This window comes from Streptomyces sp. NPDC058240 (genome assembly GCF_042882135.1).
Lineage (GTDB): Bacteria > Actinomycetota > Actinomycetes > Streptomycetales > Streptomycetaceae > Streptomyces.
Genome location: NZ_JBHVWT010000002.1, coordinates 163702 through 182317, shown reverse-complemented (window position 1 = coordinate 182317; position 18616 = coordinate 163702). Strand labels below are relative to the sequence as shown.

Sequence of the window (18616 nt, the reverse complement as noted above, 5' to 3'; positions counted from 1 at the left end):
AGTAACCGAACGATCGGTCGGGACAAGGGGGCCCGCCAAACCTGTGGACAACTCGTAGGGGAGGATCGCGGACATGACCACGGCCAAGCGGGACACGTACACCCCGGAGACTCTGCTCACCGTTGCCGTCCGTGTCTTCAACGAGCGCGGCTACGACGGCACGTCCATGGAGCACCTCTCCAAGGCGGCGGGCATCTCCAAGTCGTCCATCTACCACCATGTCGCGGGCAAGGAGGAACTCCTGCGCCGCGCGGTCAGCCGGGCGCTGGACGGGCTCTTCGGAATTCTCGACGAGCCGGGGGCGACGCAGGGGCGTGCGATCGAGCGGGTCGAGTACGTCACCCGGCGCACCGTCGACGTGCTGATAGCCGAACTGCCCTACGTGACGTTGTTGCTGCGCGTACGGGGCAATACGAAGACGGAGCGCTGGGCCATGGAGCGGCGGCGCGAGTTCGACCAGCGGGTGACCGATCTGCTCAAGGCGGCGGTCGCGGACGGTGACCTCCGCTCCGACGTGGACATACGGCTGGTGACCCGGCTGCTCTTCGGAATGGTCAACTCCCTGGTGGAGTGGTACCGGCCGCTGCCCGACGGCGGAGTCGACGGGGAGCGGCTGGCGGACACGCTCGTTCGCGTGGCCTTCGAGGGGATGCGGTCCAGCCGTTGAACCGTTGACGGCCGCACAAGGAATCCCGGTCCCGACCCGGATTCCTGGCGCCCGTTACGGGACAGTCCTCAGGTGAGCTCGGTGGGCCTGTCCGGGCCCGGGGCCAGGTCCGTCTCCTCGAACACCAGGAGCGTGCGGGTGGAGAGCACTTCCGGGATGGCCTGGATCCTCGTCAGTACCAGTTCGCGCAACGACCTGTTGTCCCGGGTGTGCACCAGCAGCAGGACGTCGAAGTCGCCGCTGACCAGCGCGATATGAGTCGCCCCTGGCAGGGCCTGGAGCTGCTCGCGCACCGTGCGCCAGGAATTCTGGACGATCTTGAGAGTGATGTACGCGGAGGCTCCCTGCCCCGCCCGCTCGTGGTCCACCCGCGCGCTGAAGCCACGGATCACGCCGTCGTCGATGAGCCGGTTGATCCGGGCATAGGCGTTGGCCCGGGACACATGGACCCGGTCGGCCACCGACCGTATCGAGGTGCGGCCGTCCGTCTGGAGCAGTCGCAGGATGCGGCGATCGATGGCGTCGAGCGGGCGTGCGGGCGAAACCTGGCCCGGGTCCTCGCCCCCGTCGGCCATTTGTTCAGCTGACATGTGCCCCCGCCTCCCTGTCCTGGACGACCTGCCTCCATCCCAGGCTGTGGAGAACCGTTTGTCCACAGGCTGAAGGTGCCTGTAGCCAAAATGCGCTCACGACCGAACAATCGGTAGGTGAGGCGCACCACATCCGTGCCTCGGCAGCGCTCGACATTTCGATGTATTTCGACACCCCTCGGCATCGGACGATCCCCTGATGCCGACAGACGCCGCTCGAAACCCCTCGATGCCAGGAGGTGCTTGTCATGACGGTCCAAGAGCTGCCCGGCGCGGCCGCTTACCGGCCCACGCCGCCCCCGGCCTGGAAGCCGCTCACCGATCCCGCGCCGCTGCTCCCGGACCCCGAGCCGTACCGCGTGCTCGGTACGGATGCCGTGGCCGACGCCGATCCCGAGCTGCTGCTGCGGCTCTATGCGGAGCTGGTCCGCGGCCGGAGGTACAACGCGCAGGCCACCGCCCTCACCAAGCAGGGCCGGCTCGCCGTCTACCCGTCGAGCACGGGGCAGGAGGCCTGCGAGATAGCGGCCGCGCTGGTGCTGGAGGAGCGGGACTGGCTCTTTCCCAGCTACCGGGACACGCTCGCGGCAGTGGCGCGAGGCTTGGACCCGGTCGAGGCACTGACCCTGCTGCGCGGCGACCGGCACACCGGTTACGACCCGCGTGAGCACCGCATCGCACCGCTCTGCACCCCCCTCGCCACCCAGTTGCCGCACGCCGTCGGGCTGGCACACGCGGCGCGTCTCCAGGGCGACGACGTGGTGGCACTCGCCATGGTCGGCGACGGCGGGACCAGCGAGGGCGATTTCCACGAGGCGCTGAACTTCGCGGCCGTCTGGCGTGCCCCGGTCGTCTTTCTCGTGCAGAACAACGGCTTCGCCATCTCCGTACCGCTGGCGAAGCAGACCGCCGCGCCGACCCTGGCGCACAAGGCCGTGGGGTACGGGATGCCGGGCCGGCTGGTGGACGGGAACGACGCGGCCGCGGTGCACCAGGTCCTCGGTGAGGCGGTGGCGCGGGCCCGCAGCGGCGGCGGGCCGACGCTCGTCGAGGCGGTGACGTACCGCATGGATGCCCATACGAACGCCGACGACGCCACTCGCTACCGCGTCGACAGCGAGGTGGAGGCCTGGCGTGCGCACGACCCGATCCAGCTTCTCGAGCGGGAGCTGACCGGGCGGGGGCTGCTCGGCGACGACGGGATCGAGGAGGCGCGCGTGGCCGCGGAGCGGATGGCAGCCGCCCTGCGCGATCGGATGAACGCCGATCCGGTGCTGGACCCGATGGATCTGTTCGCCCATGTCTATGCGGAACAGACCGCACAACTGCGGGAGCAGGCAGCCCGGTTGCGTGTCGAACTGGACGCCGAGCAGGACCAGCACGGCCATGACGACGTGGAGGAAGGACGATGACCACCGCAGCGGCGACGGCCGGAGAGCGGACGGCGAAGGCCAAACCCGCCACGATGGCGCAGGCACTCGGGCGGGCGCTGCGCGACTCGATGGCACAGGACCCGACGGTGCACGTTCTCGGCGAGGACGTCGGCACGCTCGGCGGGGTCTTCCGGATCACCGACGGGCTGGCGAAGGAGTTCGGCGAGGACCGGTGCACGGACACCCCGCTGGCCGAGGCGGGCATCCTCGGGGCGGCCGTGGGCATGGCGATGTACGGGCTGCGGCCCGTGGTGGAGATGCAGTTCGACGCCTTCGCCTACCCGGCGTTCGAGCAGCTCATCAGCCATGTCGCGAAGATGCGGAACCGGACGGCCGGCGCCATGCCGCTGCCGATCACTGTCCGGGTGCCGTACGGCGGCGGGATCGGCGGGGTCGAGCACCACAGCGACTCCTCGGAGGCCTACTACATGGCGACACCCGGCCTCCATGTCGTCACGCCCGCCACGGTCGAGGACGCGTACGGGCTGCTGAGGGCCTCGATCGCCTCTGACGATCCGGTGGTGTTCCTGGAGCCGAAGCGGCTCTACTGGTCTAAGTCGGACTGGTCGCCCGACGCGCCGGTGGCGGTGGAGCCGATCGGCCGGGCCGTCGTCCGCCGGCCGGGCCGCAGCGCGACGCTGATCACGTACGGGCCTTCGCTGCCCGTCTGTATGGAGGCGGCGGAAGCGGCCGTCGAAGAGGGCTGGGACCTGGAGGTCGTGGACCTGCGCTCGTTGGTGCCGTTCGACGACGAGACCGTTGCCGCTTCCGTCCGGCGTACGGGGCGTGCGGTCGTCGTCCATGAGTCCTCCGGTTTCGGCGGTCCGGGCGGTGAGATCGCGGCCCGGGTCACCGAGCGCTGCTTCCACCACCTGGAGGCGCCGGTGCTGCGGGTCGCCGGGTTCGACATTCCGTATCCGCCGCCGATGCAGGAGAAGCACCATCTCCCGGGCGTGGACCGGGTGCTGGACGCGGTCGCCCGCTTGCAGTGGGAGGCGGAGAGCTGATGCCCCAGGTACTCGAATTCAAGTTGCCGGACCTCGGCGAGGGGCTCACCGAGGCGGAGATCGTGCGCTGGCTGGTGGAGGTCGGCGATGTCGTCGCCATCGACCAGCCGGTCGTCGAGGTCGAGACGGCCAAGGCGATGGTGGAGGTGCCGTGCCCGTACGGGGGTGTGGTGACCGCACGGTTCGGCGAAGAAGGCTCGGAACTACCGGTCGGGGCACCTCTGTTGACGGTTGCGGTCGCAGTGGGACCGGCGCAACCGGTGGGGTCGGTCGAAGGGGTGGACGAGGGAGCAGGGTCCGGTTCGCGTGGGTCCGGGGCTGGCGCTGTGGCTGGTTCGCGTGGGTCCGGGGCCGGTGAGGTGGAGGCGTCCGGCAATGTGCTGGTCGGGTACGGGACGGGTGCGCCGGTGGCGCGCCGTCGGCGGGTCCGTCCCGCAGCCGTGACCGCGGCTGTTCCCGCACGGGCGCCTGTGGCTCCGGCACCGGTTCCCGATCCCGTGCCGGATGCGGTGCCGGGGCCGGTGGCGGTCGTCTCCCCGCTGGTACGGAAGCTGGCGCGGCAGCATGATCTTGATCTGCGGCAGCTGGCGGGCTCCGGACCGGACGGGCTGATCATGCGGGCCGATGTCGAATCCGTGATCAGGGCGCTGGCAGAGGGAAGGGCCGCTCCCCTGGTGGCCCCGGTCCCGACGCCGGGGGCCGTGGCGGAGTCCGTGGCGGTAACGGAGCCGGTTTCGGGATCGGTATTGGGATCGGCATCGGGATCGGTGTCGGGGTTGGCTTCCGGGGTGGTGGGGCAGTCGCTGACGGCGGCGAGACCGGCCGCACATCGGATTCCGTTGCGCGGTGTACGGGGTGCGGTGGCCGACAAGCTGGCGCGCAGCCGGCGGGAGATCCCCGACGCCACGTGCTGGGTCGATGCTGATGCCACCGAGCTGATGGCGGCCAGATCCGCGATGAACAGCGCCGGTGGTTCGGCTGCCGGCCCCAAGGTGTCGGTACTGGCCCTGCTGGCTCGTATCTGCACCGCGGCGCTGGCCCGGTTCCCCGAGCTCAACTCCACGGTGGACCTGGAGGCGCGGGAGATCGTGCGGTTGCCGGAGGTCCATCTCGGGTTCGCGGCGCAGACCGAGCGGGGCCTGGTCGTCCCCGTCGTGCGGGACGCACAGGCCAGGAACACCGAGTCGATCGGGGCCGAGATCCTCCGGCTGACCGAGGCGGCGCGGGCCGGGCGGCTGACCCCGGCGGAGCTGACCGGGGGCACGTTCACACTGAACAACTACGGGGTGTTCGGAGTCGACGGATCGACCCCGATCATCAACCACCCCGAGGCGGCGATGCTGGGCGTCGGCCGGATCGTGCCCAAGCCCTGGGTGCACCGGGGAGAGCTGGCCGTGCGCCAGGTGGTCCAGCTCTCGTTGACCTTCGACCACCGGGTCTGTGACGGCGGCACGGCGGGCGGCTTCCTGCGCTACATAGCCGACTGCGTGGAGCAACCGGCGGTGCTGCTGCGCACGTTGTAGGCGAAAACAGGCGTGGGCTCCCGTTTCCTCCCCTCGCTCGATCCGGCCGATCGGCTCGATCACCGACCGGGAGGATCAGCGGGAGCCCGCGGCCCGCATACTCGGATGCATGACCGCGTATGACGCCATCGTCCTTGCCGGAGGGGCCGCCAAGCGGCTCGGCGGCGCCGACAAGCCCGGGATCCGGGTCGGTGGCCGTGCGCTGCTCGACCGGGTGCTCGCGGCCTGCGCCGACGCCTCGGTGACGGTGGTGGTGGGCGGGCGCCGGTCCACCGTGCGGCCGGTGATCTGGACGCGCGAAGAGCCCCGGGGCGGCGGTCCGTTGGCCGCGCTCGACGCCGGGGTTCGGCGGACCACGGCGGAACGGGTTCTCGTGCTCTCCGCCGACCTGCCGTTTCTCGGGGCGGGCACCGTCGGAGCGCTCCTGGCCGCCGCCGGGGAAGGGCAGCGGGACGGGGCTCTGTGCATCGATCAACAGGGTCGCGACCAGCCTCTCGTCGCCGTCTACCGTGCCGAACCGCTGCGCCGTGAGCTCGCGCTGCTCGCCGCCGAGCACGGTGGTCTGTCCGGGCTCCCCCTGCGTCTACTGACGCAGGAACTCGACCTTGCCCGGGTGGAGGCCGATCCTCTCGCCTCCTTCGACTGCGACACCTGGGAGGACATTGCGTCGGCCCGAGCCCGTATCAGAGAGCATGGGACCGTGCTGGATGAATGGATCACCGCAGTCAAGAACGAACTCGGCATCGAACTCGACGTCGACACCGACGTCCTGCTCGATCTCGCCCGTGATGCCGCCCACGGCGTCGCCCGGCCCGCCGCGCCGCTGACGACCTTCCTGGTCGGGTACGCGGCGGCCAAGGCGAGCAGCGAAGGAGGCGGCGACGGCGACGGTGCCACGGCGGTGGCCGAGGCCGCCCGGAAGGCTGCTGCGCTCGCCCTTCGCTGGGCGGACGAGAACGAGACGCAATGACCACCGGTAACGGCGGGTCCGATCGGCCTCCGGCTGCGGATACCGCATCGATGGGCGTCGGGGCCTCGGCGGCCGGATCACCCTCGGCGGCCGGCGCACGTTCGACGGCCGGATCCTGTTCGGTGGTCGGCTCATGTTCGGCGGACGAAGCACACCCGGCCGACTCGTCTGTGGACGTCGAGCATGAGTCACCCGTCGGCTCGTCTTCGGTTGTTGGTTCGTCCTCGCCCGTCGGCTCGCCTTCGGCCGTCGGCTCGCGTTCGGAGGACGACCGTCTCCGGAGCGGGGAGCGGTGTCCGACTCCGGGAGAGGTGCGGGCGGCTGAGGAGGACCGGGCCGTTGAGCAGGCCCTCGCTCTGGTCGGGCGCCAGTCGTCCGGTGAACCTCACCCCGCGGGTTGGCCCCATGCCGCAGGGCAGCCGCACTCCATGGGCCGGCCTCGCCCCGCGGACGAACCTGCGGCAGCACCCCGTTCGCTGCCCCCGAACCGGAGCCCCGACGCGGCCCCCGGGCATGACCGGCACACGCACACGCACGCGGACAAGCACACGCACGCGGACAAGCACACGCACGCGGACAAGCACACGCACGCGGACAAGCACACGCACGCGGACAAGCACACGCACGCGGACACGTATAAGCACACGGACACGGACATGGGCAGGCATCGGCACAGGTATGCGGCCTCCTGGCGGGAGGCGCGTGCGCTCGCCGTTCGGTCCGGGCGTGCCGTTGCGGTCCGGGCCAGCCGTCTCTCCCTTGACCAGGCGCTCGGACACGTACTCGCCGAGCCGCTCGTCGCGCTCACCGATCTGCCGTCCTTCGACACCTCTGCCATGGACGGCTGGGTCGTCTCCGGACCGGGGCCGTGGAACATCCGCGAGGCCACCGGGGCCGGAGACAAGAAGAGGGCCGATGCCGGCTCAAGCCGGGATCCGGGCATCCTCGCCGGGCGGAGCGCCCCCGCCACGCTTGCCGACGGAGATGCCGTACGGATCGCCACCGGCGCCCGCATCCCGGTGGATGCCAACGCCGTGATCCGCAGCGAGCACGCTCACGTGGACGAGGCCAGGGGGCTGCTCCACGCGACGCACCGGGTGCTGCCCGGCCAGGACATCAGGCCCCGTGGCCAGGAATGCCGTGCCGGCGATCAGCTCATGCCCGCCGGAGCGCTGGTGACACCCGCTGTTCTCGGTCTGGCCGCCGCGGCCGGGTACGACACGCTCGTCGTGGTGCCTCGTCCTCGTGTCGACGTCCTCGTTCTCGGTGACGAACTGCTGACCGGCGGTCTGCCGCACGACGGGCTGATCCGTGACGCGCTCGGCCCGATGATCGGCCCCTGGCTGCGCACGCTGGGTGCCGAGGTCTCGGCCCCGCAGCGCCTCGGCGACGACGCGGCGGCCCTGCGGCGCGCGCTCACCACCTCCGATGCCGATCTGGTCATCACCACCGGTGGTACGGCTGCGGGCCCCGTCGATCACGTCCACCCGGTCCTTGCCGAGATCGGCGCCGAGCTGCTGGTCGATGGAGTCGCCGTCCGACCCGGCCACCCGATGCTGCTGGCCCGGCTCAGGAAGGCGGATTCGGTGGCGGGTTCATCGGAGCGCCAGGGTGAGGCGCGGGGCGAGGGCCCGTATCTCGTCGGGCTGCCGGGCAACCCTTTGGCCGCCGTCTCCGGGCTCCTCACACTCGCCGAGCCCCTGCTCCGCGGGCTGGCTGGCCGGGAGCCGGAGGCGCCGTACCGGGCCGTCGTACGCGACGAGGTGCACGGGCACCCGCATGACACCCGTCTGGTGCCCGTCATCCACCGAGCGGGCGGCGCTGTCGAGAGGCCAGGCAGCGGGTACAGCGGGTACGAGGACGGCAGTGGATACGGCGACGGCAGCGGGGGAACCGGTAGCGATGCCGAGAGCGTCGTACCGCTGCATTACAACGGTCCGGCGATGCTCCGCGGGATCGCTGCCGCTGACGGGCTGGCCGTCGTACCGCCGGGCGGGGTACGGTCCGGCACCGAGGTGGAGATCCTCGATCTACCGTGGGCCTCGGCGATGCCGTGGACGGAAGGGTGTTTCACGTGAAACTTCCCGGCCACGATGCGATGGCCAGGCGCGCGGACGAGCATGTCGTACCCACACGGGTGCTGCTCCCGCGCAGGGTGGTCAACGGTCCGGCGCGGCAGGTCGCCAAGCGGCTGATGATGGCGCTTCTGGTGCTGGCCGCAACGGTGTTGATCGTCTGGGTGGACCGCGGCGGATACCACGATGCCGCCGATGGCCGGGTCGATCTGCTGGACGCGGTGTACTACGCGACAGTCACCCTCTCCACCACCGGCTACGGCGACATCACCCCGTACGGGGACGCCGCCCGGCTCACCAATGTGCTGCTCGTGACACCACTGCGGGTGCTCTTCCTGATCATCCTGGTCGGCACCACTCTTGAGGTCCTTACGGAACGGACCCGGGAGGACTTTCGGCTGAAGCGTTGGAGAACCAACTTGCGTGATCACACCGTTGTCGTCGGCTTCGGGACGAAGGGCCGTTCGGCCATCCAGACCTTGTGTGCCACCGGCCTGAAGAAGGAACAGATCGTCATCGTCGACCCGGCGACCAAGGTGATCGAGATCGCCAACGCCGAAGGGTTCGTCGGTGTGGTCGGCGATGCGACGCGCAGCGAGGTGCTGTTGAGGGCCGAGCTCCAGAAGGCGCGTCAGATCATCATTGCCACCCAGCGGGACGACACGGCGGTGCTGGTGGCGCTGACGGCCCGGCAGCTCAATCGCGGGGCGAAGATCGTCGCAGCGGTGCGCGAGGAGGAGAACGCCCCGTTGCTCCGGCAGTCCGGCGCCGACGCGGTGATCACCAGTGCCAGTGCGGCGGGCCGGCTGCTGGGCCTCTCCGTCCTCAGCCCCAGCGCGGGCACGGTGATGGAGGACCTGATCCAGCAGGGCAGCGGACTCGATCTCGTCGAACGGCCGGTGATAAAGGCCGAGGTGGGCAAGAGTGTCCGGGAGACCGATGATCTCGTGGTCAGCGTGCTGCGGGGACATCGACTGCTGGGTTACGACGATCCGGCGGCCAGTCCGCTCCAATTGACGGACCGTTTGATCACCATCGTGCGCGCCTCGAACGAATTGCCACCGGACACCCCGTCCATGGGCACCCCGCGCCTGCGCGACTGATCCAGGGCGGTGCTCGCACGGCCGGTCCCACGCAGCTCCCGCGCGACTGATCCAAGGCGGTGCCCGCGCGGCTGGTCCCACGCAGCTCTCGCACGACTGGTGCCAGGGGCTCCCGCGCGGCTGATCTGATCCCGGGCGGCGTCCTTCATGGTCCTTCATCTGCCACGGAGTAGCCTCGCCGCCATGTATGCGATCACGATCCCTGAACCCGGCGGTCCCGAGGCACTTGTCTGGGCCGAGGTGCCCGATCCGGTAGCCGGTGAGGGCGAGGTCCTCGTCGATGTCGTGTCCAGCGCGGTCAATCGCGCCGATGTGTTGCAGCGGCAGGGGTTCTACAGCCCGCCGCCCGGCGCGTCCCCGTACCCCGGCCTCGAATGCTCGGGCCGTATCTCGGCGATCGGGCCCGGTGCCACCGGCTGGTCGGTCGGCGACGAGGTGTGCGCGCTGCTCGCGGGCGGCGGATACGCGGAGAAGGTCGCCGTGCCCGCCGGGCAGCTGCTGCCCGTGCCGGACGGCGTCGAGCCGGTTCTGGCCACGGCGCTGCCCGAGGTGACGGCCACGGTCTGGTCCAACGTCTTCATGGTGGCCCATCTGCGCCCCGGCGAGACACTGTTGGTGCACGGCGGATCCAGCGGCATCGGCACGATGGCGATCCAGCTCGCCAAGGCCGTGGGCGCGCGGGTCGCGGTCACCGCCGGGGGGCCGGAGAAGCTGGCGCGCTGCGCGGAGCTCGGGGCCGACATCCTGATCGACTACCGGGAGCAGGACTTCGTCGAGGAACTGCGCAAGGCGACCGACGGGGCCGGTGCGGATGTCATTCTCGACATCGTCGGCGCGAAGTACCTGGACCGGAACGTGAAGGCGCTCGCCGTCAACGGCAGGCTGGCCATCATCGGCCTTCAGGGGGGCGTCAAGGGCGAGCTGAATCTGAGCGCCCTGCTGAACAAGCGGGCGGCCATCACCGCGACCTCGCTGCGCGGCCGCCCGCTCGCCGAGAAGGCCGCCATCGTCGCCGCCGTGCGCGAGCATGTCTGGCCGCTGATCGCCGACGGTGTGGTGCGGCCGATCGTGGACCGCACGGTGCCGATGCCGGACGCCGCCGAGGCCCACCGGGTACTGGAGTCCAGCGCGCACATCGGGAAGGTGCTGCTGCAGGCTCCTGCGGGCTGACGCCCCGGCCCGGCCCCTGCCCGCCCCACCACGCGGAGAGGCCCGGCGCACAGGTCGTGGACCATGTGTGCCGGGCCTCGGTGTTTTTCGTGGTCAGGGGCGTACGCACCAGGGATATCGGAGGTGCGGGACCGAGGGACCAGAAGGACAGGCCCTAGAGGTACGGGCCCGACCTGATGGCCCCGTGCGGGTCCCCGCTGCCGTCCTCGTCCTCGTGCGCGCTGCCCGGCGGAAGGGCGCGGCGCATCTGCTCCAGCTGGGCCCGTGCCGCCATCTGCTGGGCGAAGAGCGCCGTCTGGATGCCGTGGAAAAGGCCCTCCAGCCAGCCCACCAACTGGGCTTGCGCGATCCGGAGTTCCGCCTCGGAGGGCACCGACTCCTCGGTGAACGGCAGGGAAAGGCGCTCCAGCTCCTCCACCAGCTCCGGCGCGAGGCCGTCCTCCAGCTCCTTCACGGAACTGGCGTGGATCTCCTTGAGCCTGACCCGGCTCGCCTCGTCGAGAGGAGCCGCCCTGACCTCCTCCAGGAGCTGCTTGATCATGCTGCCGATGCGCATGACCTTCGCGGGCTGCTCGACCATCTCCGTCACCGGGACCTCACGCGATTCGTCGTCAGTGCCACCGCCGCCGATCGCCATGCCGTCCTGCCCCACCACGAGGACTTGGGGGTGCTCCTGCGACCGTTCATTCCTCGGCATCTCCATGGCGCCATTGTCTCGCACACCTGCCGTACAACACCGTGGTGCCCCCGCAAACGGTTGATCCACCGTTTCCGAGGGCACCAAGTCAGCCGGTCAGCCCACCGACGACACCAACCGCACTGGTCACGCCGCCCGAACCGACGACACCGGCCACTCCGCCCGCACCGCCCCCGCCGACCGCGGCATCACTCGGCCCTCCGTGCCAGCGCGAGGCGGGAGCGGGTGAGTGCCGTCGCGAGCAGACCGGCCAGCAGCGGGACGCCCACGACGAGCAGGCCGAGGGTCGTCCAGGGCAGCACGATCGGTGTGTACGCCGACTCCGTGGGTTCCAGCCGCATCATGTGCAGCGCCTCGCTCAGATCGACCATCCGCAGTGCCACCGCGGGCACCAGTCCCGCCAGAGTGCCGAGCACCACACCCGTGAGTGCCACCACCACGCACTGGAAGCCGGACAGCTTCCGCCGCACGCTCGGGGGCGCACCCACCGCGCTGAGCGTGTTGAGATCGGCCTCCGCGTCCGCCTTGGCGAGGCCCGTCGTGATCGCGGCGGCGCCCAGCGTCACCATTCCGGCGAACAGGGTCAGGATCAGCAGCATGGAGTCGTCGGTCCGGCCGGGGCCGGATTCGTACTGCGTCCAGATGCCGCCGCCGGCCTGCTCGATCGCGCCGTAGGTCCGCTGCTCCTCGGCGCCCGTCGGCGTGTGGGTGAGCCCGTACACGCTTCCTCTCGCTTCGGTGTGCAGGCCGAGCCGTTCCGCGGTCCGCTGCGGCAGGATCATCTTGATCCCGGGGGTGGCGGCGTACTTCTCGGGTGCCACGTACACCTTCAGCCTGTCCGTGGCGGTGCGGGTGCTGCCCGGGTGCAGCTTCCGGTTCTGCTTGTCCTTCTTGCTGTAGCGGTGGACCGCCTTGACGGTGACCTCGCCGTTCTTCGCGAACACCGGGTTGAGCAGTACCGGTGTGCCGGCCGCCAGTGCCTTGGCGGCGGCGGGGTCGTCGAGCTTCACATAGGTGCTGAGCATGGCCTCGTCCGCCACGACGATGCTGCTCGCATCGGCGTTGAAGAGGCCCGACGACATGAGCTCGACCAGACATGCGGGGGAATGCATCAGCTTCTTGTGCTCGTCGGCGGTGAGCCGCGCGGCGAGTTTCTTGGCGCCCTCGCCGGTGAGCGGGCAGGAGCTGGCCTGGCCGGCGGGCTTGACCAGTTCGAGCGAGCCGCAGTGGTTCTCCTCGTCGCCGTAGATGTCGCAGTCGCTGCCCGCCCAGACCCGTCGGAAGTCGGCGTGCCCCCCGGTGACGGCCATGTTCCGCTCGACGGCGGCCCGTGCCAGCGGGAGCCGGGCGGCAGCCTCGGCATCGGAGGAGGAGAGGACGACGGTCTTCTCGTTCAGCGAGGGGACGTAGTTGAACTCGGCCTCGGCCGCGGCGCTGGACATGTACGTGGCGATGGCCACCGAACCGGCGACGGCCGCCATCACGGCCGCGACCGCGGGAGCGGTACGGCCGCGGTTGCGGGCCGCGTCGCGCAGCGCCAGCCGGGGAGAGAGCGGCAGCCAGCGGGCGAGCCGCCCGAGGAAGCCGACGATCACCGGGATGCAGGCGAGCAGCCCGAGCTCGGCGGTCACCGAGCCGCCGGCGACCAGCGTCGAGTCCCCGTCGGTGCCGCCGTAGATGGCGACGGCGACACCGATGGCCAGCACGCAGGCGCCCAGAACGGGCAGCACCCGGGAGGAGCGGCGGACGCCGCGGCGGCCGGTGAGCGACTCCAGCACGGACTGCCGGCTCGCCACGATCGCCGGGGCGAACGCCGCCAGGAGACCGGTGATCAGGCCGATCACGGCGATGGCCAGCAGTTCCTTCGGGTTCAGGGCAAGAGAGACGAAGCGCTGCCCGGCCCACTCCTCGATCATGGGGCGGAACACAGCGGTGGCTCCCAGCCCGACCACCACACCGGCCGCGGCTCCGATGCCGCCGAGCACCAGACCGCCGCCGAGCACCACGGCCCGGACGTGGCGTCTGTCCCCGCCACAGGTGCCGAGAAGGCCGAGCTGGCGGCGGGAGCGGCGCGCGCCGACCGCGAAGGCCGGTCCGGCGAGCAGCACGATCTCCAGGACCGCCATGGCGACCACGGTGACGAGCGCAGCGCTCAGCGGCCCGGAGTCCTCCGAATACGTCTCGCGGTTCTTCCTGGCCAGCGGGACCTCGGAGAGCGGCGGCGGGTCGAGGACGACCTGACGGGACTTGACGAGGATGCCCGACTTATTGGCCGCCATGACGTCCGGCCAGGTCACCCCCACCCCTTCGGGGCCCTTGACCAGCCAGCTCTTGGAGCCGACGTTCGGCGGCACCACGTTCTTGTCGTGGTCGGCCCTGGCCTGCCACGGGGCGATGACCGCTCCCGGATCGGCGTACAGCGCCTCGGTGTCCAGCATGTCCGGCTGCTCGACCACGCCGGTGATCGTGTACTTCTCGCCGGAGTTGCGCACGGTGGTGGCCGAACCGATGTGCAGGCCGGTCGACTTCAGGAACGGCTCGGTGGCGGCCACCTCGTCCGGGCCGTGCGGGTAGTCACCGCGTACGAGGTCGATCTTGCCGCGGGCCAGCTCGTCCGATGTCCGGAACTCGTAGATCTCGGTGTTGGCGACGCCGTAGCCGGTGGTGACGCTCGCCGGGACGGACTGGATGCTGATCGCCCGCGAGCCCTTGGGGAACGTGGTGCTGATGTCGATCGACGGGCCGGTGTCGTCCACCGGCGCGTTCTCGTCGACCCGGTCGTACCTCTCCGCTTCGGGCATCTGCTCGATGGGGCCGATCTGCTGATCGCTGAAGAGCGCGTCGGCGGAACCCATTGCTGCGGTCAGCTGCTCGGCCGTGGTCGATGTCACGCTGCGGTACGTCACGTCGAGGGCGGTGACGCCGACCACGGGGGCGGCGATCATCGCGACCACCAGTGCGCTGCGGCCCTTGGACCGCATCGCGTCGCGCCGGGCTATCCGTAGGGCGGCGCGCCAGCCGGTGAAGACGCTCACTCGGCGGCCTCGGCGGCGAGGAGCGAGTGGGCGTCGGCGTTGTCGGTGAGCGTCTGGTCGACGATCGAACCGTCCCGCAGGAACACGACCCGGTCCGCCCAGGCCGCGTACCGCGGCTCGTGCGTCACCATCACGCCGGCCGCGCCCTGGTCGCAGCGGCTGCGCAGCAGTGCGAGCACCGTCTCGCCGGTCTCGGAGTCGAGCGCTCCGGTCGGTTCGTCGGCGAGCACCAGGCGCCGGTCCCCCACCAGCGCACGGGCTATCGCGACACGCTGCTGCTGGCCGCCGGACATCTCGTCCGGGAACCGGTCGGCGACCTCCAGGAGCCTCATCTCCTCAAGCGCCGCCCGAGCCTCCTTGCGGGCCTTGCGGACGGAGATGCCGTCGAGCTCGCGCGGCAGGGCGATGTTCTCGGCGGCGGTGAGGGCGGGGATGAGGTTGTAGTCCTGGAAGACGTAGCCGACGCTGCGGCGGCGCAGGGCGGCGATGCCCTTGCGGCCGAGTCCGGCGATGTCCTGGCCCTCGATGACGACCTGGCCGCTGGTCGCGGTGTCGAGACCCCCCGCGATGGTCAGCAGGGTGGACTTGCCGGAGCCGGACGGGCCCATCACGGCGACGAGTTCACCGGCGCGCACGGAGAGGTCGATGCCGCGCAGGGCGTGCACCTCGGCTATGCCGGAGCCGTGGGTGCGGGTGAGCGCCCGGAGTTCGAGCACCGGTTCACCGGCCGGTATCGGCGAGTCGGCCGGTGCCGCGGATCGGGACGGGGCGTGCGAGGACATGGTGAGTGGTTCCCCCTCGGAACGGGTGTGGGGCGACGGGCCCGCGGTCTGTGCTTCGCAGTCAGCAGTCAGCAGTCAGCAGTCAGCGGTCAGCGGTCAGCGGTTCGCCGTCTGCTGTCTGTGGTTCGCCGACTGCGGTTCGCGTCAGCGCCGGCTGCGCGGGCGGGCGGTGCGGGGCGCGGCGCGGCCGGTCGTACGCACCTCGGGTTCCGGCTCCGTGGCGGCGGCCTCTGCGAGGCGGACCAGCCGGGTCTCGCAGTGATCCAGCCAGCGTGTCTCGGCCTCCGCCTGGAAGATCAGCTGCTCCAGTACGAGCAGCCAGGCGACCTCGTCGCGGTTGGCCGGCACGTCGCTGAGCGACCGCGCCTTGAGGCGGGTGTAGTCCTGCATCGCCTTCAGGGTGTGGTGGCGCTGGGACTGGATGACGGCACGGATGTCGACCCCCGGTGCGCCGACCGCCATGGCGAGCTTGATGGCCAGCTCGTCACGGGGCGGGTTGCTGCGGTCGACGGGCGTCTCGAACCAGTTCCGCAGCTCGGTGCGTCCGTCGTCGGTGATTGCGTACAGGGCGTGCCCCTGGTCGTCCTCGTCGTCCTGGACGACCAGACCGTCACGCTCCAGCCGGCTCAGCGTCGTGTACACCTGGCCGACGTTGAGCGGCCAGGTGGAGCCGGTGCGCGATTCGAATTCGGTACGGAGCTGGGAGCCGTATCGGGGGCCCCGTTCCAGAAGGGCCAGCAGCCCGTGACGGATCGACATACTCAGTATGTATACCGAGTATGTTGCTCGGTGCAAATCTCCGCCGGGCGTGTGGGCGGCGGTGAGGGGCCCGGTTCGTGGAAGATCCGTGGAGGATCCGTGGAAGACGTGGGCGGCTCAGTCCGGGCGGCGCATACGGAACGCCAGAAAGCCCAGCCCCAGCCCGATCAGCGTGATTCCCGCACCCAGCGATACCCGCTTCATCTGTTGAACGGCCGGCGCGTTCAGGGCCTGCGGCGAGAGCGGGCCGGTCCCGGGGGACGTGCTCGCCGCGGGTATCGCGGCCGGCGCGGGCCCCGGATCGGTCGCCGCGGGGGGCGGGTCGGGCCGCGGGCGCGAACTGTCCACGCGCGCGAGCTCCCACGGCAAGAGCTGCCGTCCGGGGCGCAACCGCCCCTCCCCGGCCTCGCGCCCGGCGAGCGGGGGCTGCACCTCGGGCTGCGGCGGCTCCTCGTCGGAGCCGGGGGCCGAAACGGAGTCGGGGTCGGAGTCCGAAGCAGACTCGGGGTCGGAGTCGGAGGTGGCCGGGGAGCCGGAGGCCGGGGATCCGGGAGGTGCGGGAGCGGCTGTTCCGCCGCCCGAGGGAACGGTCGTCGGTATCGCCGAGGGGGCGGCCGTAGGGGTGACCGGCTCCTCGGCTGACGGATCGGCACCGGGTATACCGGAAGGCTGGGCGGAGGCTCCGGCCGAGGTGTGCGGGGGCGGTGTTATCGGGGTGCTGAACGGGCCTATTGGCCGGTCGGGCGCGCGCTGGACGGCCTGCGTCTCGCCTGCCGCAGTCCCCAGCGCCGCACCCGCCGTCAATATCAGGCAGGCCACGCGCCTCGTGGGTCGTGAGGGGAGAAGTCCTGGAGCCATGGGGTCAGCGTCACATGTGGCGGTATGTCCGGCATCTCGGACGTATGGCGCTCCGGGCGCCGCCCTCGCTCGTGCTCAATCGCGCGCGACGGCCCGTCATCCAACCCGCACACGCACCGGCCCGTCACCTCAGCCTCCGCACGAGCCGCCGAAGTGCGAGCCGCCGAAGTGCGAGCCGCCGAAGTGCGAGCCGTACAAGTCCGCACGAGCCGCACGAGTACGTACGAGGCCGGGCAGGTCCGGACTCAGGCCGGGTCGCCCGTCGCGACGCGCAGTTCGAAGTGGGCGCCGGTCTTGTCCACGGCGGTGCCGGACGACGGGAACTGGTCGATGACCTGATCCTCCGCGTACGCGTTCCCGGGGACCTTGACCTTCTTGACGGTCCAGCCGGCCGCGTCCGCGCACGCCTTCGCGGAGAGGTAGTCCTTGTACAAGAACTTCGGCGCGTCCACCTTCTTCGTGTCGTCGCTGTCCTCCATCGCGTCCGTGCAGTCCTCCGTGTCCATCGTCCGGTTCCGTTCCGGATCCTTGTGCTCGCCCGCGGCCGGTGACTCGTTCGCGGTCGTGCCGCCCTTCGAGTCGTCGTTCTTCAGCGAGAGCACCGTGATCAGCCCGCCGATCGCGATCAGCGCGACCACGATCGAGCCCACGATCACCGGCATGTTCCGCTTGGAGCCGCCCCCGCCCGAGCCGGAGTGCGACTGCGTCTGGGTCTGCGGCGAGACCGTGTAGGGCGGCGGCGTCTGCTGCTGCATCGGGGCCTGGCTCTGGTACGCCTGGGCCGACTGCGGGTAGCCGTACGACGGTGCCGGCGTGGGGGCCGGGGTCGCCGGACCGTACGGGCCCGGCTGGGCGCCCGACTGGTACGGGCCCGGCTGGTACGGCGTCTGGACGCTCTGGGGCATCCCGCCGGACTGGTCGACCGGCGGGAAGACCGCCGAGCCGACGCCCGAGCCGCTGTTCGCCGGGGCGCCGCCGCCCGCGACGATCACCGGCGCGCCCGTGGAGCCGCTCGCGGCCAGCACGCGGGCGATCTCGTCCTGCATCGCCGCCGCGCTCGGGAAGCGTTCGTTCGGGTTCTTCTTCAGCGCGCGGGCGACCAGCGCGTCCAACGCCGGGGTGATCGACCGGTTGATGGTGGAGGGTGCGACCGGCTCCTCCTGGACGTGCGCGTACGCGATGGCCAGCGGGGAATCCGCGTCGAAGGGGATTCGCCCGGTCAGCAGCTGGAACAGCATGATGCCGACCGAGTACAGGTCGGAGCGGGCGTCCACGCCGCGGCCCAGGGCCTGCTCGGGGGAGAGGTACTGCGGGGTGCCGACGACCATGCCGGTCTGCGTCATCGACGTGACGCCCGACTGCATGGCGCGGGCGATGCCGAAGTCCATGACCTTCACGACACCGCGCTTGGTCATCATCACGTTGCCGGGCTTGATGTCGCGGTGGACCAGGCCCATTTCGTGGCTGGTGTCCAGCGCGGCCAGTACGTCGGACGTCACCTTCAGTGCCCGGTCGGCCGGCATCGCGCCATGGTGCTGGATGTCCGCCTGGAGCACGGAGCCGAGCGGCTGCCCCTCCACGTACTCCATGACGATGTACGGCATCAGCGCGCCGCCGAGCTCGTCCTCGCCGGTGTCGAAGACCGAGACGATGTTGGTGTGCTGCAGTTTGGCAACGGCCTGCGCCTCGCGCCGGAAGCGTTCACGGAAGGACTGCTCGCGGCCCAGCTCCGTATGCAATGTCTTGATTGCGACCTGTCGGTCCAGGGCGGTGTCGTACGCCAGGTATACGGACGCCATCCCGCCCTCGCCGAGCAGGTCGCGAAGCTGGTAGCGCCCGCCGGCGACGGAACCGCCCGCGTAGCGACCCTGAGCGCCGTGTGCGCCGTCCTGGCTCATGACTAGCTTCCCCCTCGGCGCGCGACTCACGCGATCATCCCTATTACGC

15 protein-coding genes are annotated in these 18616 nt (G+C 70.8%); 8 read left to right on the top strand and 7 right to left on the bottom strand.

Features of this window, described 5'->3' with window-relative positions:
* Positions 1–73: 73 nt before the first annotated feature.
* Entirely contained in the window at positions 74–667 is a 594-nt protein-coding gene (locus ACFVX4_RS06050; protein WP_389972402.1) for a TetR/AcrR family transcriptional regulator, read from the top strand.
* Positions 668–735: 68 nt separating this feature from the next.
* Here the strand turns inward: ACFVX4_RS06050 and ACFVX4_RS06045 are convergent, their stop codons facing one another.
* On the bottom strand, positions 736–1242 hold the full coding sequence (locus tag ACFVX4_RS06045; protein ID WP_389972916.1) for an Lrp/AsnC family transcriptional regulator: 507 nt from the start codon (positions 1240–1242) through the stop codon (positions 736–738).
* 263 nt (positions 1243–1505) lie between these two features.
* On the opposite strand from ACFVX4_RS06045, the gene pdhA reads away from it, so the two are divergent.
* The 7 genes from pdhA to ACFVX4_RS06010 all read left to right on the top strand — a co-directional run bounded on the left by pdhA (position 1506) and on the right by ACFVX4_RS06010 (position 10538).
* Positions 1506–2669: a pyruvate dehydrogenase (acetyl-transferring) E1 component subunit alpha gene (gene pdhA, locus ACFVX4_RS06040; protein ID WP_389972400.1), complete on the top strand. Its 1164-nt coding sequence runs from the start codon at positions 1506–1508 to the stop codon at positions 2667–2669.
* Entirely contained in the window at positions 2666–3697 is a 1032-nt protein-coding gene (locus ACFVX4_RS06035; RefSeq protein ID WP_266416932.1) for an alpha-ketoacid dehydrogenase subunit beta, read from the top strand. The genes pdhA and ACFVX4_RS06035 overlap by 4 nt, the downstream gene beginning before the upstream one ends.
* Complete coding sequence (locus ACFVX4_RS06030; RefSeq protein WP_389972397.1) at positions 3697–5220, top strand: dihydrolipoamide acetyltransferase family protein; 1524 nt, start codon at positions 3697–3699, stop codon at positions 5218–5220. Before ACFVX4_RS06035 ends, ACFVX4_RS06030 begins: the two co-directional genes overlap by 1 nt.
* 109 nt (positions 5221–5329) lie before the next feature.
* A complete protein-coding gene (locus ACFVX4_RS06025; RefSeq protein ID WP_389972395.1) occupies positions 5330–6190 on the top strand; it encodes an NTP transferase domain-containing protein in 861 nt (286 codons plus the stop codon).
* A 428-nt stretch (positions 6191–6618) separates the two neighbouring features.
* Positions 6619–8268 carry a molybdopterin molybdotransferase MoeA gene (locus ACFVX4_RS06020; protein WP_389972393.1) on the top strand — a complete coding sequence of 550 codons (1650 nt, stop codon included), beginning with the start codon at positions 6619–6621 and terminating at the stop codon, positions 8266–8268.
* Positions 8226–9368 (top strand): TrkA family potassium uptake protein, encoded by a 1143-nt coding sequence (locus ACFVX4_RS06015; protein WP_266416939.1) that lies wholly within the window; start codon positions 8226–8228, stop codon positions 9366–9368. The genes ACFVX4_RS06020 and ACFVX4_RS06015 overlap by 43 nt, the downstream gene beginning before the upstream one ends.
* A gap of 183 nt (positions 9369–9551) precedes the next feature.
* The gene (locus ACFVX4_RS06010; RefSeq protein ID WP_389972390.1) at positions 9552–10538 is read left to right on the top strand and encodes an NAD(P)H-quinone oxidoreductase; all 987 of its coding nucleotides are present in this window, start codon (positions 9552–9554) and stop codon (positions 10536–10538) included.
* A gap of 154 nt (positions 10539–10692) precedes the next feature.
* On the opposite strand, the gene ACFVX4_RS06005 is transcribed toward ACFVX4_RS06010, so the two are convergent.
* The 6 genes from ACFVX4_RS06005 to ACFVX4_RS05980 all read right to left on the bottom strand — a co-directional run bounded on the left by ACFVX4_RS06005 (position 10693) and on the right by ACFVX4_RS05980 (position 18567).
* Positions 10693–11241, bottom strand: a complete 549-nt coding sequence (locus tag ACFVX4_RS06005; RefSeq protein WP_323180131.1) for a bacterial proteasome activator family protein — start codon at positions 11239–11241, stop codon at positions 10693–10695.
* A 182-nt stretch (positions 11242–11423) separates the two neighbouring features.
* Entirely contained in the window at positions 11424–14270 is a 2847-nt protein-coding gene (locus ACFVX4_RS06000; protein ID WP_389972388.1) for an FtsX-like permease family protein, read from the bottom strand.
* Positions 14267–15052, bottom strand: a complete 786-nt coding sequence (locus tag ACFVX4_RS05995) for an ABC transporter ATP-binding protein (RefSeq protein ID WP_389972386.1) — start codon at positions 15050–15052, stop codon at positions 14267–14269. The genes ACFVX4_RS06000 and ACFVX4_RS05995 overlap by 4 nt, the downstream gene beginning before the upstream one ends.
* Positions 15053–15196: 144 nt before the next feature.
* Positions 15197–15811 (bottom strand): PadR family transcriptional regulator, encoded by a 615-nt coding sequence (locus tag ACFVX4_RS05990; protein ID WP_266416947.1) that lies wholly within the window; start codon positions 15809–15811, stop codon positions 15197–15199.
* A 117-nt stretch (positions 15812–15928) separates the two neighbouring features.
* Positions 15929–16630 carry a hypothetical protein gene (locus tag ACFVX4_RS05985; RefSeq protein ID WP_389972383.1) on the bottom strand — a complete coding sequence of 234 codons (702 nt, stop codon included), beginning with the start codon at positions 16628–16630 and terminating at the stop codon, positions 15929–15931.
* 284 nt (positions 16631–16914) lie between these two features.
* Complete coding sequence (locus ACFVX4_RS05980; RefSeq protein WP_389972381.1) at positions 16915–18567, bottom strand: protein kinase; 1653 nt, start codon at positions 18565–18567, stop codon at positions 16915–16917.
* Between the last annotated feature and the right edge of the window lie 49 nt (positions 18568–18616).

Excerpts from the sequence above, each read along its gene's own strand:
- pdhA (WP_389972400.1), top strand. The coding sequence starts at position 1,506 with ATGACGGTCCAAGAGCTGCCCGGCGCGGCCGCTTACCGGCCCACGCCG.
- ACFVX4_RS06005 (WP_323180131.1), bottom strand. The coding sequence starts at position 11,241 with ATGGAGATGCCGAGGAATGAACGGTCGCAGGAGCACCCCCAAGTCCTC.
- ACFVX4_RS06045 (WP_389972916.1), bottom strand. The coding sequence starts at position 1,242 with ATGGCCGACGGGGGCGAGGACCCGGGCCAGGTTTCGCCCGCACGCCCG.
- ACFVX4_RS05980 (WP_389972381.1), bottom strand. The coding sequence starts at position 18,567 with ATGAGCCAGGACGGCGCACACGGCGCTCAGGGTCGCTACGCGGGCGGT.
- ACFVX4_RS06010 (WP_389972390.1), top strand. The coding sequence starts at position 9,552 with ATGTATGCGATCACGATCCCTGAACCCGGCGGTCCCGAGGCACTTGTC.
- ACFVX4_RS05990 (WP_266416947.1), bottom strand. The coding sequence starts at position 15,811 with ATGTCGATCCGTCACGGGCTGCTGGCCCTTCTGGAACGGGGCCCCCGA.
- ACFVX4_RS06050 (WP_389972402.1), top strand. The coding sequence starts at position 74 with ATGACCACGGCCAAGCGGGACACGTACACCCCGGAGACTCTGCTCACC.
- ACFVX4_RS06035 (WP_266416932.1), top strand. The coding sequence starts at position 2,666 with ATGACCACCGCAGCGGCGACGGCCGGAGAGCGGACGGCGAAGGCCAAA.
- ACFVX4_RS06020 (WP_389972393.1), top strand. The coding sequence starts at position 6,619 with ATGGGCCGGCCTCGCCCCGCGGACGAACCTGCGGCAGCACCCCGTTCG.
- ACFVX4_RS06025 (WP_389972395.1), top strand. The coding sequence starts at position 5,330 with ATGACCGCGTATGACGCCATCGTCCTTGCCGGAGGGGCCGCCAAGCGG.
- ACFVX4_RS05995 (WP_389972386.1), bottom strand. The coding sequence starts at position 15,052 with ATGTCCTCGCACGCCCCGTCCCGATCCGCGGCACCGGCCGACTCGCCG.
- ACFVX4_RS06030 (WP_389972397.1), top strand. The coding sequence starts at position 3,697 with ATGCCCCAGGTACTCGAATTCAAGTTGCCGGACCTCGGCGAGGGGCTC.